Below are 15,322 nucleotides of genomic sequence, written 5' to 3'. Positions count from 1 at the left end.
GCTCAGCGGCTCCATATACGCAGCGCGCCGGCATCTGCGAGACTGCGCCGGACGGTCGCGGCCAGGCTGGAGGCGATATCCGCCGAGACCTCGATCTCGCCTGCAAGCGGTGCGTCGCGGCGCGCTCCCTCTCCGTGCGAGGCATCTCCTCCCGAGGGCGTCGAACCCGCAGTGTTTCGGTCGCCTGCCGATTGAACGAAAATGTCCGGCCTGGAAATTCCATGCTGCTGAACCAGATGCTCGATGGCAAGATCTGCTGCCTGACGTGTTTGAAATGTGGCGCTGATCGTCGTGGTGCTGTCGTCCGCCATTGCTGTCTCCTGCTGATGGGGTTCACAGCAACAGAACGCTTTTTAGCCCTTGTAGTTTCCCTAGATCCTTGCATACGCCGCCAGGGGTGCCGCTTTGGCGCGGGGAACGGAGGCAGGCATGTTTGATCGGGCCGAAGCGCCGGATAGACAAGGCCGCCGCGAGGCGGGTTGAGCACTGCGCTTAGCGAGGTTCTCGCGTGCTGTTTTCTCGTCCGAATTCGCCATGCCCGCTGCCGTCCTACGCGTCCAATCGCGAGTATAATTTCACGTTGGAACATTAAAACGATAAGTATTACAACATTCAGTTGTCACAATATTTTGCGATATTCGGTCTATACTTGCATAATCAATAACATATGGATAACCTACGCGGCATTCGTGCCTTTGAAGAGGGTCTGAAAATGAGTGTAGATAGCCTTGGGAACAACGTATCCGCCATTCCGCAGAGCACTACGCGTGCCCGGGTCGAAATCGCAATGTTGGAAATGGTAGAGAATTTGCAGCAGGAAGGGTTTTCGATCGAGGAAATCGCCTTAGCTTTGGCCGACGCTTCGGAGGACTATGTTATTCTCCTCGCCAACGAAAAGGTCTCCACCCACTGAATATAGGCGATTTCGGTGTCGAGGCGCGCTGAAGGGCCGTCGCCGCCCTCCATCATGCAATTGCCGCGCATTTGCCAGATCTAGGAGGCTTGGAATGCCTGGGCTTTGAGAACCGACTTGCGATTGCGCAAGTAGGGGATCACCTCAGAGGCGGGCATGGCCTTTCCAAAAAGATATCCTTGGCCGATATCGCAGCCTTCACGCAGAAAATATGCAAGCTGCGTGTAGTTCTCGATGCCTTCGACCGTGGTTTTTACATCGAGCCCTCGGCTCATAAGGAGGAGCGCCTGCAGGATCTTTTCATGGCGTTCGTCGGAGATGCGAGCGGGATCTACGAAACTCTTGTCGATTTTGATCTTGTCGAACTGATATCGAGCCAGTTGCGCAAGGCTTGAGTAGCCGGTGCCGAAGTCGTCGAGAGCAATCTGAATGCCGGCGCAATGAAGGTCGTCGACCACCGATGCGGCAAGATTGGGATCGCGGATCAAAGCATTCTCGGTGATCTCCACTTCCAGTCTGGAAGGGGAGAAGCCAACTTCTTTTAAAACCTTGAGAATCCGCGTCGCAAGCAATCTGTCGTCCATCTGGATTGCCGAGACGTTAAAGGAGAGCGATATCTGATCCGGCCACAGCTTTGCATCCTCGCAGGCCGTTCGCAATAGCTGCTGAAACAGCTCCGTCATCAGGCCGGTCTCCTCGGCGATGGGAATGAATATCTGCGGCGATATCTGTTCGCCATTGTCCAAAGTCCATCTGGCGAGAGCTTCGAACCCACAAACCTCGCCGGAGCGAAGGTCAATAAGAGGCTGGTAAAATGACCTGATCCGACATTCAGCAATTGCCCTGCGAAGCTCATCCTCAAGCCTTGCACGGTCGGTCACTTTGCGCTGCATCTCCTCCGAAAATTGCAAGGCGTTGCTTGCTCCGACTGCTTTGGCCTCGTAGAGCGCGATGTCCGAACGATGGCAGACGTCCTCCAAAGCGAGCCCCTGTTCAGGCCACCTGGCATAGCCGACGCTTGCACCCACCTGGCACGATATTGCGCCCACCTGTATTGGCTGGCTGATGGCCTGGATCAGCAATCTTGCGAATTTTTCATCCTTTTGCGCCGCCAATCCCCTTGCAATAACGAGAAACTCATCGCCCCCCAGACGAAAGACGCTCGCGGGATCGGCGAATTGGGACAGACGCTTCGAGACTTCCTGCAGAAGCCGATCGCCACCTTGATGGCCGACCAAATCATTGACTTTCTTGAAACCGTCGAGATCGAGGGAGAAGACCGTCGCAGTGGAAGGTTCTTGACTATCCGCATCGGTTGATTGCGCAAGCTCGAATTTCTCGAGCGCATATCTGTTGGGCAGGCGGGTAAGATGGTCATGCGTTGCGATCCAGTGCGCCTGCTTTGCAAGCTCCTCTTGCCTCTGCATCTCCTTGCGCAGCTCAAGAATTCGTAACAGTGAATAGCTCGAGCTCACTGCCCCCACGACGATCAAATTCAGGAAGACAAAATCGACGGACGCATCGGATATGTTTCTCAAGCCGTAAAATATGGAGACATGCCAAACATAGCCGACAATCCAAAGCACGACCGCACCGCATAGTAGGGCAGCGAGCTGCTTTCCTGCCTTACTTTCAAAAAATGCGTGCATGCTCCCTCCACGCCATTGCATCCGCAAACCCTCGAGCCTCTCGTTCAAGCAGCTCCATTTCGGCTCAAAGCACGACACATACAGTGACCAGTTCTATAGAATGGGTTTATACTCCTAATAATTGCTTACTCGGCATTGGACCCCAAAACGGCAGCCCGGATCGACGGAGCCGAACCGGGCCGTCGAGGGCGGGCGCATGGCGTCAAGCAGCCGAACGCGGAGAATCCACGCCCTCACCTTCCTTGCAGCCATGCGATTGCCCGCCGGCTGGAAGAAGGTGAGAAATAGGTAAAGTCGATGTGGGCGATAATGACTAGCTGAGCTCTCTTTGTTCGCGTGCGTCGAGATTTCACTCGAGCCAAGAACTTCCTCCCGGAACATTCCAACTGGCAGGGCGTTGACCGCGACAAGGAGAAAGCCCATGGCCCAATGGTGGAGTAAGCCTGTCATAGTCGAAACCCGGAAGACGGGAGACCGTTTGACAATCTCTAGCGCGGAGCGCGCGGCGGAATTCATGTTGAACGAGTGGCCAACTCTTGAAGATGGCCAAGCCTATCACACCGCGATGAAAGCACTTCTGGCCGTTCAGCAGGGCAAAATGGAAGCGGACGAAGCCAGAGAGGCATTTCTTGCAGCGCTGAAGGAAGGCGACATATATATCTTCGAGGAGTGAGGTCATACCATCCACCGGATGTGCAATGCCGGTGGTTCAAGCGGAGACCTCTCACAGGCGTAGGTTTATTATAGAGGAGCCGGCCGCGCCGGCCCTTCGCGTTGATGTTTCATCTCATCGACGTCTATTCCACGGGCACGCGGCAAGACGCCCGATCGCCGAGGAAAAGAGGACGGAAACTGTCTGATATCCGTCCTCCGCCGATGCCTTTCTTTGCGTACCAATCCAGCAGAAGTCTGATCAACGACCGCTTCGCCCGCAAAGGCTAAGAATAGATGCCGGTTGGAAGCTGCCCCCACGTCGGCGCTGCTAATCGCAGCGCCGCATGGTTCTGGTGACCTCGTCGCCATTTTCATCGGTGTGAGTGACAGTCCTTGTCATGCAACGGCCGCGATCGTTATAGCGATGGTATCGATCACGCTCGCGAACCGATCCGATGGCAATGCCCCGGTCGCTTAGCGCAACATACGGGTGGTGATGGCGGTGGTGACGATAGCCTTGATCATAGGAAGGCCCGTCGACGATGACCTCTTCTGCTGCCGCAGCCGCAGGTAAACCAGCACAGATGGTGATGGCCGCACAGGCAATCATTATTTTTCGCATTTCGTATACCTCCTTAATTTCCCTCAAGATCAACTGGCAAAGTGGAATAATGTTCCAGCCCGCTTGCCTGATGGTGGAAGGGTGAGGCTTGAACCTCCTTCGACCGTTAATGAGACAGCGTATTCTCATTCGTTAACACAAGCCCATCGCCGCCACTTGCCGGCTAAATTCCTTCGCGCTAAATTACACAAGACCTAGTTGCATCTGTCGGCCAAGGTCGCCGGACCGATGACCGCTAACCCCGCTGGTCCTATCGCTGACATGATTTGGAATCATCGCATTATCCGTGTCACCGTCGGCCTTTTGCTGCTGGCGCTTGCAATTGTCGTCTCGCTACCGGCAATCACGGGCTATACAAGCCGGGATGGCACCGTCAATGCGCGCCTGGCTCTCCTCAATGCTCCTATCGACGGTGTGATTTCGGGCGAGCCAGCAAAGGTTGGCGTTCCTGTCAAAGCCGGCGACAATCTCGCCGAAATCAGCAATCCTCGCGTGAGCCGCGCAGTTCTGGCCTCCCTTGAGGCGGAGCGCAATACCGCCCTTGATCGAGTGGCAGCGCTGAAAAAGGAACGCGACGATCTCACGCAGCTTCGCGACCAACTGGGAAATCGCCTGGAAATCTTCAAGCAGGCTACGATTTCAAACCTTGAACGCGAAGTCGAGATTTTGCGGAAGAGGGTCGAGGTTTCGCAGGCGCAAGATCTCGCCGCGCAGGTCGATTTCGATCGCCGGAAGGAGCTGGAATCCAAGGGGATACTCACCCAGCGAATGGTGGATGCCGCACGCGCCACCGGCGCGGCGACCGGGGGCGAGGTCGAAGTGAGCAACCTGACCGTCGATCAATTGCAACAACGGCTGAACGCCGTTCGACAGGGCATTTTCGTATTCGGAGATGGACAGAACGACGTACCCTACTTCCGCCAACGTCAGGATGAGGTGATCGTCCACATCAGCGACCTGAATTCCCGGATCGCCGAAAATGAAGCTCGCGCCGCCGAAGTCGAAAAGCAGCTCACGGAAGAAGGCATTCGCGTGAGCAGTCTCGAATCGGCGTCCGTAACCGCGCCATTCGAGGGCGTTGTTTGGAGCAGAAGCATCGTCAATGGCTCTAACGTCGTGCTCAACAATCAGCTCATGCGAATTCTCGATTGCCGAGAGCTGTTCGTCGACATCCTTGTCCCCGAAGTCGACTATGACGAGATCTATCCCGGCCTGGCCGCGCAGGTTCGGCTGCTGGGGCGTAGCGATGTTTTCAAAGGTTCGGTCGTTTCCGTAAAGGGCAGCTCTGCAGCTACGGAAACCGATTCATTTGCGGCGAGCCTGCCCTTTACATCACAACGCAATGCCCACATCAGGGTTCGTCTGCAATCTTCCTTCATGAACAGCGACTTCGAAAATTTCTGCCAAGTGGGACGTTCGGTCCAGGTCCGCTTTCCAAGGCATGGACTCGGTTTTTCGAATTGGGTCAGGAACCTGTGGTTCAGTATCTTCTAGCCCTCGCTCCGACCTTTCTCGTGGTGGCCTTCTTTTTCTTGGGACCATTCAATTGGTCGCGCCATCATAGCTGGACGAGGACACTTACCTGCGGGTTCGTCGCGGCCGTCGCATTGCGCTACATGATTTGGCGGTTCACGCAAACCGTCCTTCCTTATCCCTACGATGGTGCCAATTTCTACTGGGTCTGGCTCGTCTTTATCGTCGAACTTCTCGCATTTTCCGACGTTGTGCTGTTCCTCATCCTCATGAGCCGCTACGTCGACCGCAGCCTCGAGACGGATGAGCTTGGCAATATCTTTTTTTCGCGTGACGAGCGCGAACTGCCGACGGTGGATGTCTTCATTCCCACCTACAATGAGCCGCTCGACGTCCTGGAGCGAACAATTGTCGGCGCACTCTCACTCGATTACCCGGCAGAAAAGCTCAAGGTTTATGTCCTCGACGACCAGCGCCGCGACTGGCTAAAAACCTTTTGTGAAGAGAAGAACGCTATTCATGTCACGCGCAGCAACAACGTTCACGCCAAAGCCGGCAACATGAATAATGGTCTGCAAGTCAGCTCGGGCGAATTCATTGCCGTCTTCGATGCCGATTTCGTCCCCTACCGGCACTTTCTTCGTCGTACACTGCCCTTCTTCTCCGACGAAAGCATCGGTATCGTCCAGACACCGCAGCACTTTTTTAATGCCGATCCCGTTCAGACGAACCTGGGGCTGGAGAACATATGGCCTGACGAGCAGCGTCTGTTTTTTGACGAGATCGCGCCCAGCCGCGACGGATGGGACGTCAGCTTCTGCTGTGGCTCGTGCTCGATCGCTCGGCGCAAGGCGATCGACGCGATCAGCGGCTTCCCGACGGAGTCGATCACCGAGGATCTGCTCACCACGCTCTCCATGCTCAACAAAGGCTATAAGACGCGCTACTTGAACGAGCGCCTGTCGATGGGACTCGCCGCGGAAAATCTCACCGCCTATTTCGTTCAGCGAGAACGCTGGTGCCAGGGTGGCATTCAGACGCTTTACTTGCACAATGGTCCGCTGCTCGGCCCAGGACTGTCTTTGTTTCAGCGGATCCTGTTCCTGCCGGTTTCATGGATAGTCCAATATCTGGTTCGCCTGATGATCCTGGTCATTCCGATCGCCTATCTCTGGTTCGGACTTTTGCCGCTTTATTTCACTGACATCGCTGACTACGTCTCATACCAGGTTCCGTTGCTGGCGGCCTATTTCCTTCTCATGCTTTGGATAACGCCAACGCGATATCTGCCCATTATCTCAAGTGCCGTTGGGACCTTTGCGACTTTCCGAATGCTGCCGACCGTGTTGTCGAGCCTGATCAGACCATTCGGCAAGCCGTTTAGGGTGACGCCGAAAGGCAGCGGCAATCAAGCAAAACAATTCGACAAATATACGTTTGCCTGGATCGCAACCTTGATCACGATAACGGCGCTCGGACTGCTCATCGATATCGTCCCCGAGACAACACAGATCCAGGCGCAATTTTCGCCGATCGCCGCTTTCTGGGCCGGCATCAACATCGTCGTCTTAGTCATCGCCTCCCTCATTTGCTTCGAGAAACCGCAACGATTGTTTCACGCGTTCAAATTGGACGAACCGGCCTCGGTGGATGACATTCCCGGCCGGTTGGTCAGTTTGGCGCTCGATAAGGCCGTGGTCGCGGTTGCGGTGGATTCACGCTTCGAATCCAAATCGGTCTTGCTGCATCTTCACGGCTTTGCACCCTTCGAAGCCGAACTGAAGCAGGTCACTCAGCGACGCAGAAGCGTGAGCCGGGGAGGCGATCGGCAAGCCTATTATCTCCACCTTCATTTCGACCTTACTGGCGCCATCCGAGATCAAATGATTGTAAAGCTCTATACGGGAGACTATTCGCAAGACATTCGCGACCTCGACAAGGTCGCCGTATCCGTCAATCTTCTGCTGCGTTCCTTCGGCCGGACACGCACATTCTAGCGAGATAACGGTATTTGATCAGGCGACTCCCCGATAGCTTGCGCCGCAAAAGGAAGAGCACAGAAAAGTGCGATGCCAAGGAGAACAATCGGCTTCGACTTGCAGATGGCCGCGATGATTCAATCATTCTGACGCTGAAGATGCAGATCGGACATGCACCGGCCCGCAGGCCCAGGCACTCGCCGATCCGGGTGATTCCTACTTTTTCACGCTAGGTTGCATGCTCGGGATCATTTCCTGAGGGGAGAATACACAATGGACTCCATCGCCATCTGCCTTTAGACCCGAATGAGAATGCGGGCTGACGCACGCCGGAACACATAAGCAGCTTCCCTATGAGACTTGATGCCATTGACCTTCGAATACTGGATGCGATTCAACGAGATGGCCGCATCACCAAGCTCGCGCTCGCCGAGAAAGTTGGTCTGTCGCCCACGCCCTGTTGGCTACGCCTTCGCAAGCTTGAAAAAGCGGGGATCATCACGGGCTATCATGCCCGCGTGGCGCTCCGTCGTCTCGCGCCGGTCGCAAGCGTCATGGTGGAACTGACACTGGCAAATCATCGGCAGAGCGACTTCGATCGTTTCGAGCGGGCGGTAGCGGCCATTCCCGAGATCGTGGCCTGCTGGGCCGTCGGCGGTGGCGTCGACTATATCTTGAAGATCATGGCCGCCAATATCGACGCCTATCAGCGCCTGATCGACAATCTCCTCAATCGCGACCTCGGCATCGAGCGCTATTTCACCTATATCGTGACCAAGACCGTGAAGGAGGAGGCGGTACTGCCGGTCACCAGCCTTCTTTCCCCGGATGCGCCTGACAGTGAATAGACAAACTCTCTAGCGCCGCGCTTCTCTTTAGATCCTTTCTCTCTGTCGAGCGCCAGCAATGGACAATCTCTCACGTCATTTCGTGACAGCATCGGCTATCTGGAAGGAGAGACTCGACCATGACTGCGCTCCATGCCCGCGCCACCCATCATGAAGCCCTTTCGCGGCTGAACGACCGCCATTTGCTGCGAAACCTTTCTTATGTCGCCAGCCGCTGGGTTGCTGGCAAGGCCAATCAGAGTTTCGCGGTCACCGACCCCGCATCCTCCGCAACGCTTGCCTGGGTCGCCAGCCTCGACCAGAGAGAAGCCTTCGAGGCTATCGACGCTGCATCTGGTGCCTTTTCCGCCTGGCGTTCACTGCTGCCGCAGCAACGGTCATCGATCCTGCGCAAATGGCATGATTTGATGATCGATGCGCGCGAGGATCTGGCGCTGATCATGACGCTGGAACAAGGTAAGCCCTTGGCTGAATCGCTTGGTGAGATCGACTATGCCGCGGGCTTCATCGAGTGGTATGCCGAGGAAGCCAAGCGCATCAACGTCGAAAGCGTCACCAGCCATCTTCCGGATAGCGAAATGCTCGTCCGCAGGGAGGCCCTCGGCGTTGTCGGGATCGTCACGCCCTGGAATTTTCCCGCCGCCATGATCACGCGCAAGGCGGCTGCAGCGCTCGCCGCCGGCTGCACCATTGTTGCCCATCCGTCGTCCGAAACGCCGCTATCGGCGCTGGCGCTGGCCGAACTCGGCGAACGGGCCGGCCTTCCTGCCGGAGTTTTCAACGTATTGACCGGCGATGCCGCAACCATCGTCGGTGCCTTCTGCGACGACCCTCGGGTAAGAGCTTTGAGTTTCACCGGCTCGGCCGGGATCGGCAAACTTATCGCCGGCCAGTGTGCCGCAAGCATGAAGCGGCTCGTCATGGAGCTTGGTGGCCATGCGCCGCTGATCATCTTCGACGACGCCGATCTCGAGCGCGCGGTCGACATCGCCGTCAATGCCAAATTCGCGACCTCCGGCCAGGATTGCCTGGCCGCCAACCGGATCTTCGTTCAGCGTCCGATCATGGACGCCTTTGTCGCTGCATTCGCTAAGCGTATCGAAGCCCTCAAGGTTGGAAACGGACTGGACGGTACCGTCGATATCGGCCCCCTCATGCACGAACGTGCCGTGGCCAAGGTTGAGGAACAGGTCACGGACGCCTTGCGCCACGGTGCAAGGCTGGTCACCGGCGGCAAACGGCACCCGGCCGGGACGCTTTTCTTTCAGCCGACTTTGCTCGTCGAGCCCTCGCCGGATGCGCTGATCATGCACGAAGAAACCTTCGGACCGGTTGCCGTCGTGACCGCTTTCGACAGCGAAGACGAGGTCATCGCCCGCGCCAACGACACCGACTACGGCCTTGTCGCCTATGTCGTGACGGCGAACGGCGCGCGGCAGATGCGGCTCGGCAGGGCGCTCGAATACGGCATGGTCGCCATCAACCGCGTGAAGATCACCGGCGGCCCGATCCCATTTGGCGGCTGGAAACAGTCGGGCCTCGGCCGCGAAGGCTCCCGCCACGGCATCGAGGCCTTCACCGAGCTCAAATATCTCTGCGTCGACACGACAGCCTGACGCTTCCGATACAAAGAAGGAACCACACTATGCTGGACAAGCGCAACGAACTGAACGCCTGGGACCGAGACCATTTCTTCCATCCCTCGACCCATATGGGAATGCATGCGCGCGGCGAGACCCCGACCCGCGTTATCGCCGGCGCCGAAGGCGTCTACATCACCGATACCACCGGCAAGAAGAGCCTCGACGCCTTTGCCGGCCTTTACTGCGTCAACGTCGGTTATGGCCGTCAGAAAATTGCCGATGCGATAGCGGAGCAGGCAAAGAACCTCGCCTATTACCACGCCTATGTCGGACACGGCACGGAAGCCTCGATTACGCTGTCCAAGATGATCATCGACCGGGCACCCGAAGGCATGAGCCGCGTCTATTTCGGCCTTTCCGGTTCCGATGCCAATGAGACCAACATCAAGCTCATCTGGTACTACAACAATATTCTCGGCCGTCCGGAAAAGAAGAAGATCATCTCCCGTTGGCGCGGCTATCATGGCTCCGGCGTCATGACCGGCAGCCTCACCGGCCTCGAACTCTTCCACAAGGCCTTCGACCTGCCGCGCGCGCCGATCCTCCATACCGAAGCTCCCTATTTCTTCCGCCGCGCCGACCGGTCGATGAACGAAGAACAATTTGCGCAGCATTGCGCCGATAAACTCGAGGAAATGATCCTCGCCGAAGGCCCGGAAACGATCGCTGCCTTCATCGGCGAGCCGATCCTCGGCACCGGCGGCATCGTCCCGCCACCGAAAACTTACTGGCAGAAGATCCAGGCCGTCCTTAACAAATACGACGTCCTGCTCGTCGCCGACGAGGTGGTCACCGGCTTCGGTCGTCTCGGCACGATGTTCGGCTCCGATCATTACGGCATGAAGCCGGACCTGATTACCATCGCCAAGGGCTTGACCTCGGCCTATGCGCCGCTTTCGGGCAGCATCGTCTCCGACAAGATGTGGCAGGTGCTCGTGCAGGGATCCGATCAGCTCGGCGCCATCGGCCATGGCTGGACCTATTCCGCGCATCCGATCTGCGCCGCCGCCGGTATCGCCAATCTTGAATTGGTCGACGAACTCGGCATCGTTGAAAATGCAGGCTCGACCGGCGCCTATTTCCGCTCCGAACTAACCAAGGCGGTGGGCGGCCACAGGCATGTCGGCGAGGTTCGTGGCGACGGCCTGATGGCAGCCATCGAATTCGTCGAGGACAAGGATGATTGCAAATTCTTCGATCCCGCGCAGAAGATCGGCCCACAGGTGGCAGCGGCGCTGCTCGAGCGCGGTGTCATCGGCCGGGCCATGCCGCAGGGAGACATTCTCGGCTTCGCGCCACCGCTGTGCCTGACGCGCGAGGAAGCCGATACCGTCGTCAAGGCGGCTGCCGGCGCGATCGAAAGCGTGCTTTCGGGCCGTTGATCCGATCCCGAAGAGACAACCCTACACATCCTACGCCAATGGCGCGGCCTGTTGTTGACAATAGGCCGCGCCATTGCATCCGGTCGTCGCCATCCGGCGCCGAATGGTGTACATGGATCTCGATAATTGTACCGGATCAATCCATGCATCGTCATGATTCAACGCACCAGGACAATGGCGCCTGGAAACCCGTCCTCCAGCATCGCAAGGGCGTGACCAAGCACAAGCTGCTCACCGACAAGATCATCGCCGACATCGATGACGGCGTCCTGCCGGTGCATGCGCAGATGCCGACGCATCGCGATCTCGCCCATGCGCTCGGCATTTCGGTCCAGACCGTGAGCCTGAGTTACAAGGAGGCGGAGCGCCGCGGCTATCTGCGCGGCGAGGTCGGGCGCGGCACCTTCGTGCGCAGCCGTGTGACCGAACGCGCCGACAGCTTCATGCTCGATCGAGATCCAAGCGGCAGCGCCGATCTTTCCATCATCCGCGCTGTTTATACCGAGGCGCATGAGCGATCGGCCCGTGAACTCATGCAGGCGCTTGCCGAAAGCGACAATAGCAGTTTCATGCGGCCTTGCCGGCCGATCGCCGGCCTCGATGCCCATCGTGCCGCGGCACAGGCCTGGCTCGCCGGCTTATCGGTCACAACCGATCCGGATCGCATCCTCATCACGAATGGCGCCGCTCACGGCCTCTTCCTTGCCGTCGCCTCGGTCGTTCGACCCGGCGAAGTGGTTTTGACCGAGAACCTGACCGACCACGGCATCATCGGCCTTGCCAACGTTCTCGGTTTCACGCTTCGCGGTCTTCCGACCGATCGCGAGGGTATCCTGCCGGACGCCTTCGAGGCCGCCTGCGCCGTCGGCGATGTCTCGGCACTGGTCATCGTTTCCTCGCTCGGCAATCCTACCAGCCACGTCATGGGTGCGGAACGCCGCCACGCGATCGCTGACATAGCCCGGCGGCATGGTATCTTCGTCATCGAGGATGAGGTCTATAAGCCGATGCTGCGGGCTCCCCTTCCCTCCATGCCGGATCTCATCCCGGAACTCGGTTTCTTCGTGACCAGCTTCACCAAATCCGTAATGACGGGCTTGCGCATCGGTTATCTCGTCGTGCCGGCCCATTATTCGATCCGCGCTGCTTCGATCCTGCGCGTGACCGGATGGAGTGCCACCAATGTCGTTGCCGAAATGGCGTCGCGCTGGGTTCTGGATGGGACGGCGCAAGCCCTGCTTGCCGTCCAGCGAAGCGAGGCCGAGGCCCGGCAGGCAATCGTCTCCGATGTGCTGGCGCCGTTCGTCGCCGGCAGCCATCCCCTGTCGCTTTGCGCCTGGCTTTCCGTTCCGGAACGTTGGACGGAGGAAGGTCTTGTGCGCGCGCTTGCCCGCAAGGGCGTCGCGGTCACGCCGTCCGAACCGTTCATTGCGGGAGGGGAGCGTCCGACCGGCGGCATCCGCATCTGCCTGGGCGGCCGCCTATCCCATTCCGCCCTTCGCTCGGCGCTGGAAACCGTTCGCGGCACCTTCGAGCAACTGCCTCCCGTTTTCGACGTGGGAACGATCGTTTAATCGCAGCGGGAGGCATCAATTTCAACACAGCACCCGATCAAAGAATGGAATGCAGAAACTCTTTCGTGCGGTCTTCCTTTGGCGCGCTGAAAATCTCTTCCGGCTTGCCCTGTTCGCAGATGCGGCCCTTGTCAAAGAAGCAGACGCGGTCGGACACTTCCCGGGCAAAGCGCATTTCGTGCGTGACCAGCAGCATCGTCAGATCATGCTCATGGGCAAGGTCACGAATGACGCCGAGCACTTCGCCGACGAGCTGCGGATCGAGTGCGGATGTCGGCTCGTCGAACAGCAGGACTCTTGGACGCATGGCAAGCGCACGGGCGATCGCGACCCGCTGCTGCTGACCGCCGGAAAGCTGGCTCGGATAATGATCCTTCTTCTCCGAAAGCCCGACCATCCGCAAGAGATCGACGGCACGGCACTCGGCTTCCGCCCGGCCAAGCCCGAGCACCCGTGTCGGCGCTTCAACGACGTTGCGCAGCACGGTCATGTGCGGAAACAGGTTGAAGCTCTGGAAGACCATGCCGACATGGGTGCGGATCTGGCGCAGATGCGCCTCGCTGGCAAGAAACCGGCCTCGCCCATTGTCCTGATGATAGGACATGCCGGCGAGATGCAAGGTTCCTTCCTGGAATGGCTCGAGCGTCATCAGGATGCGCAGGACCGTCGATTTTCCGGAGCCGGAAGGGCCGATCAACGTCACCTTCTCGCCCGGCGCCACATCGAAGCAGAAATTGTCGAGCACGGTCAGGTGGCCGTAGCGCTTGGTCACATCTTGAAAGCGGATCAAAGGTTGCGTCATCTCAAAGCAATTCCGTTTTTCGGCAACGTCTTTTCGAGCCAATGAATGGCTGCCGAGCAGACGAGCGTGAGGATGAGAAAGATCAGGCCGACGAGGGAAAGCGGCACGAGATATTCGAATGTTCGATCCCCGATGAGATTGGCAAGGTTGAGCATGTCGACCACTGTGACGACCGAAAGCACCGGCGTCTCCTTGAGCATGGAGACGAGGTAGTTGCCCATCGCCGGAATGATACGGGGGATCGCCTGCGGGATGATGATATCCCAATAGGTGCGGCCGCGACCCAGATTGAGCGCCGTCGCAGCCTCCCATTGTCCGCGCGGCACGGCATCCAGACCCCCACGATAGACCTCCGAGGTATAGGCCGAATATTGCAGCCCAAGGGCCAGCGCACCCGTCAGGAAGGCCGGGAGCGTGATGCCGTAGATCGGCAGAACGTAGTAGAGGAAGAAGAGCTGGACGAGCAGCGGCGTATCGCGCAGAAACTCGATGACGAAGGCCGTCGGCCAGGAGATCGCGACGAAGCGGCTGCGCCTGAGCAAGGCGAAGACGAGGCCGAGAAAGAGCGCGATCGCAAAGCCGGCGGCTGCCGCCTCCAGCGTCACGATCAGGCCGATGCCGAGGATCGGCAGGATCGACAATGCGAAGGAGAGCGTCGTCGTCGTATCCCAGGTGAAGCCATACATCATGCCGGTGCCCTCCCCGGGAAGGCAGCACCACGGCGAAGGACCGTCTCCAACCAGCGCATGAAGGCAACAAGGATAAGCGCCATGATGAAATATCCAATCAGCGTCAGCGAGTAGATCGTCACGCTGTCGAGCGTGATGTTGCGCAATTGCTGCGCCTGGAAGGTGAGATCGCTGATCGAGATCAGCGAGACCAGTGCCGTATCCTTCAGGTTCTGAACGGCAAGATTGCCGAAAGCCGGCATCATTTCGACCACGGCCTGCGGCAGGACGATATGGAAAAGCGTCTGTCCCTGCTTGAAATTCAGGGCGCGTGCCGCCTCATGCTGGTTATCTGGAACCGCCTGCAGCGCGCCGCGCACGACTTCCGCGCCATAGGCACCGATATTGAGCGCCAGGCCGGCAATGCCCGTCGTGATCGGATCGAAGGAGATCCCGATCAGCGGCAGTGCGTAATAAAGCCAGAAAAGCTGCACCAGAAGCGACGTACCGCGAAAGATCTCGATATAGACGATCGCGATTGCGGACAGCAGGCGTCCTCCGGCAAAGCGCCCAAGGCCGGCCGCAAAGGCGAGAATGGCACCAAGAAACATGGAGGCGATGGCGATGAGCGCCGTCACCTCGGCGCCCTTCAGCAATGCGGGCAGATAGTGTGTCCAGCTCATTGTTAGGTCACCTCCGTTTCAGGATGGGAGGGGCCGACCGACCTGGCGATCATCCGCAGACGTCGCCAGATCGTTCCCGATTATCGATAGGCTCACTTGCCCGCACAAAGGTCTTCGGTGCTCTTGGTGCGCGCGGCCTCGACGCTTTCTGCGCTGAGACCATAGGACATCAGGATCTTCTTGTAGTCCTCGGTCTTCTTGAAGGCTTCGAGAGCGGTATTGAAGGCCTTGTAGAGCTCCTTGTCCTCGGGCCGGAAATCGAAACCGCCGTAGCTTCTGACGGATTTCCCGTTGATGACCGGATCGGTGAACGGCTCCGCATGCTCGACATTCGTGCTGCCCTGAACGAGCTTGGCGACGGTCAGCTCGGTTGCCGCATAGGCGTCGGCACGGCCGGTCTGGATCGTGGAGAGCGCATCAGCATTGGCCTGA

Annotated in this window: 15 protein-coding genes; 8 read left to right on the top strand and 7 right to left on the bottom strand. The window is 58.2% G+C overall.

The window, feature by feature from the left end; all coding sequences use genetic code 11:
- Positions 1-2: 2 nt before the first annotated feature.
- Positions 3-311: a hypothetical protein gene (locus tag C7U61_RS04610; RefSeq protein ID WP_106996988.1), complete on the bottom strand. Its 309-nt coding sequence runs from the start codon at positions 309-311 to the stop codon at positions 3-5.
- Between the two features lie 356 nt (positions 312-667).
- Here C7U61_RS04610 and C7U61_RS04605 point away from each other — a divergent pair, with 356 nt between their 5' ends.
- Positions 668-913, top strand: coding sequence for a hypothetical protein (locus C7U61_RS04605; protein ID WP_106996987.1), 246 nt, complete (start codon positions 668-670; stop codon positions 911-913).
- Positions 914-993: 80 nt separating this feature from the next.
- On the opposite strand, the gene C7U61_RS04600 is transcribed toward C7U61_RS04605, so the two are convergent.
- Positions 994-2,562, bottom strand: coding sequence for an EAL domain-containing protein (locus tag C7U61_RS04600; RefSeq protein WP_106996986.1), 1,569 nt, complete (start codon positions 2,560-2,562; stop codon positions 994-996).
- A gap of 421 nt (positions 2,563-2,983) precedes the next feature.
- Here C7U61_RS04600 and C7U61_RS04595 point away from each other — a divergent pair, with 421 nt between their 5' ends.
- On the top strand, positions 2,984-3,235 hold the full coding sequence (locus tag C7U61_RS04595) for a DUF982 domain-containing protein (protein ID WP_106996985.1): 252 nt from the start codon (positions 2,984-2,986) through the stop codon (positions 3,233-3,235).
- Between the two features lie 309 nt (positions 3,236-3,544).
- Here the strand turns inward: C7U61_RS04595 and C7U61_RS04590 are convergent, their stop codons facing one another.
- Positions 3,545-3,838 (bottom strand): hypothetical protein, encoded by a 294-nt coding sequence (locus C7U61_RS04590; protein WP_106997030.1) that lies wholly within the window; start codon positions 3,836-3,838, stop codon positions 3,545-3,547.
- A 261-nt stretch (positions 3,839-4,099) separates the two neighbouring features.
- Between C7U61_RS04590 and C7U61_RS04585 the strand changes: the two genes are divergently transcribed.
- The 6 genes from C7U61_RS04585 (at position 4,100) to C7U61_RS04560 (ending at position 12,737) form a co-directional block, all read left to right on the top strand.
- The gene (locus C7U61_RS04585) at positions 4,100-5,332 is read left to right on the top strand and encodes an HlyD family efflux transporter periplasmic adaptor subunit (RefSeq protein WP_106997029.1); all 1,233 of its coding nucleotides are present in this window, start codon (positions 4,100-4,102) and stop codon (positions 5,330-5,332) included.
- Positions 5,314-7,308: a glycosyltransferase gene (locus tag C7U61_RS04580; protein ID WP_106996984.1), complete on the top strand. Its 1,995-nt coding sequence runs from the start codon at positions 5,314-5,316 to the stop codon at positions 7,306-7,308. The genes C7U61_RS04585 and C7U61_RS04580 overlap by 19 nt, the downstream gene beginning before the upstream one ends.
- 335 nt (positions 7,309-7,643) lie before the next feature.
- Complete coding sequence (locus tag C7U61_RS04575) at positions 7,644-8,138, top strand: Lrp/AsnC family transcriptional regulator (protein ID WP_106996983.1); 495 nt, start codon at positions 7,644-7,646, stop codon at positions 8,136-8,138.
- 119 nt (positions 8,139-8,257) lie between these two features.
- Positions 8,258-9,754, top strand: a complete 1,497-nt coding sequence (locus tag C7U61_RS04570) for an NAD-dependent succinate-semialdehyde dehydrogenase (RefSeq protein ID WP_106996982.1) — start codon at positions 8,258-8,260, stop codon at positions 9,752-9,754.
- Positions 9,755-9,783: 29 nt separating this feature from the next.
- A complete protein-coding gene (locus tag C7U61_RS04565) occupies positions 9,784-11,163 on the top strand; it encodes an aspartate aminotransferase family protein (protein WP_106996981.1) in 1,380 nt (459 codons plus the stop codon).
- Between the two features lie 143 nt (positions 11,164-11,306).
- Complete coding sequence (locus tag C7U61_RS04560; RefSeq protein WP_106996980.1) at positions 11,307-12,737, top strand: PLP-dependent aminotransferase family protein; 1,431 nt, start codon at positions 11,307-11,309, stop codon at positions 12,735-12,737.
- A gap of 37 nt (positions 12,738-12,774) precedes the next feature.
- Here the strand turns inward: C7U61_RS04560 and ehuA are convergent, their stop codons facing one another.
- The 4 genes from ehuA to C7U61_RS04540 all read right to left on the bottom strand — a co-directional run.
- Positions 12,775-13,539 carry an ectoine/hydroxyectoine ABC transporter ATP-binding protein EhuA gene (gene ehuA / locus C7U61_RS04555; RefSeq protein WP_106996979.1) on the bottom strand — a complete coding sequence of 255 codons (765 nt, stop codon included), beginning with the start codon at positions 13,537-13,539 and terminating at the stop codon, positions 12,775-12,777.
- Positions 13,536-14,228 (bottom strand): ectoine/hydroxyectoine ABC transporter permease subunit EhuD, encoded by a 693-nt coding sequence (gene ehuD / locus C7U61_RS04550; protein ID WP_106996978.1) that lies wholly within the window; start codon positions 14,226-14,228, stop codon positions 13,536-13,538. Before ehuD ends, ehuA begins: the two co-directional genes overlap by 4 nt.
- A complete protein-coding gene (gene ehuC, locus C7U61_RS04545; RefSeq protein WP_106996977.1) occupies positions 14,225-14,890 on the bottom strand; it encodes an ectoine/hydroxyectoine ABC transporter permease subunit EhuC in 666 nt (221 codons plus the stop codon). Before ehuC ends, ehuD begins: the two co-directional genes overlap by 4 nt.
- Positions 14,891-14,982: 92 nt before the next feature.
- The coding region (locus C7U61_RS04540; protein WP_146143943.1) for a transporter substrate-binding domain-containing protein at positions 14,983-15,322 on the bottom strand (340 nt) is incomplete at its 5' end.

This window comes from Rhizobium sp. JAB6 (assembly GCF_003024605.1).
Taxonomy (GTDB): Bacteria; Pseudomonadota; Alphaproteobacteria; order Rhizobiales; family Rhizobiaceae; genus Rhizobium.
This window is presented reverse-complemented; position numbering and strand designations above follow the sequence as displayed.

Bases quoted from the DNA above. Each gene is read 5' to 3' on its own strand.
- C7U61_RS04610 (WP_106996988.1), bottom strand. From the start codon at position 311: ATGGCGGACGACAGCACCACGACGATCAGCGCCACATTTCAAACACGT.
- C7U61_RS04605 (WP_106996987.1), top strand. From the start codon at position 668: ATGGATAACCTACGCGGCATTCGTGCCTTTGAAGAGGGTCTGAAAATG.
- C7U61_RS04600 (WP_106996986.1), bottom strand. From the start codon at position 2,562: ATGCACGCATTTTTTGAAAGTAAGGCAGGAAAGCAGCTCGCTGCCCTA.
- C7U61_RS04595 (WP_106996985.1), top strand. From the start codon at position 2,984: ATGGCCCAATGGTGGAGTAAGCCTGTCATAGTCGAAACCCGGAAGACG.
- C7U61_RS04590 (WP_106997030.1), bottom strand. From the start codon at position 3,838: ATGCGAAAAATAATGATTGCCTGTGCGGCCATCACCATCTGTGCTGGT.
- C7U61_RS04585 (WP_106997029.1), top strand. From the start codon at position 4,100: ATGATTTGGAATCATCGCATTATCCGTGTCACCGTCGGCCTTTTGCTG.
- C7U61_RS04575 (WP_106996983.1), top strand. From the start codon at position 7,644: ATGAGACTTGATGCCATTGACCTTCGAATACTGGATGCGATTCAACGA.
- C7U61_RS04570 (WP_106996982.1), top strand. From the start codon at position 8,258: ATGACTGCGCTCCATGCCCGCGCCACCCATCATGAAGCCCTTTCGCGG.
- C7U61_RS04565 (WP_106996981.1), top strand. From the start codon at position 9,784: ATGCTGGACAAGCGCAACGAACTGAACGCCTGGGACCGAGACCATTTC.
- C7U61_RS04560 (WP_106996980.1), top strand. From the start codon at position 11,307: ATGCATCGTCATGATTCAACGCACCAGGACAATGGCGCCTGGAAACCC.
- ehuA (WP_106996979.1), bottom strand. From the start codon at position 13,539: ATGACGCAACCTTTGATCCGCTTTCAAGATGTGACCAAGCGCTACGGC.
- ehuD (WP_106996978.1), bottom strand. From the start codon at position 14,228: ATGATGTATGGCTTCACCTGGGATACGACGACGACGCTCTCCTTCGCA.
- ehuC (WP_106996977.1), bottom strand. From the start codon at position 14,890: ATGAGCTGGACACACTATCTGCCCGCATTGCTGAAGGGCGCCGAGGTG.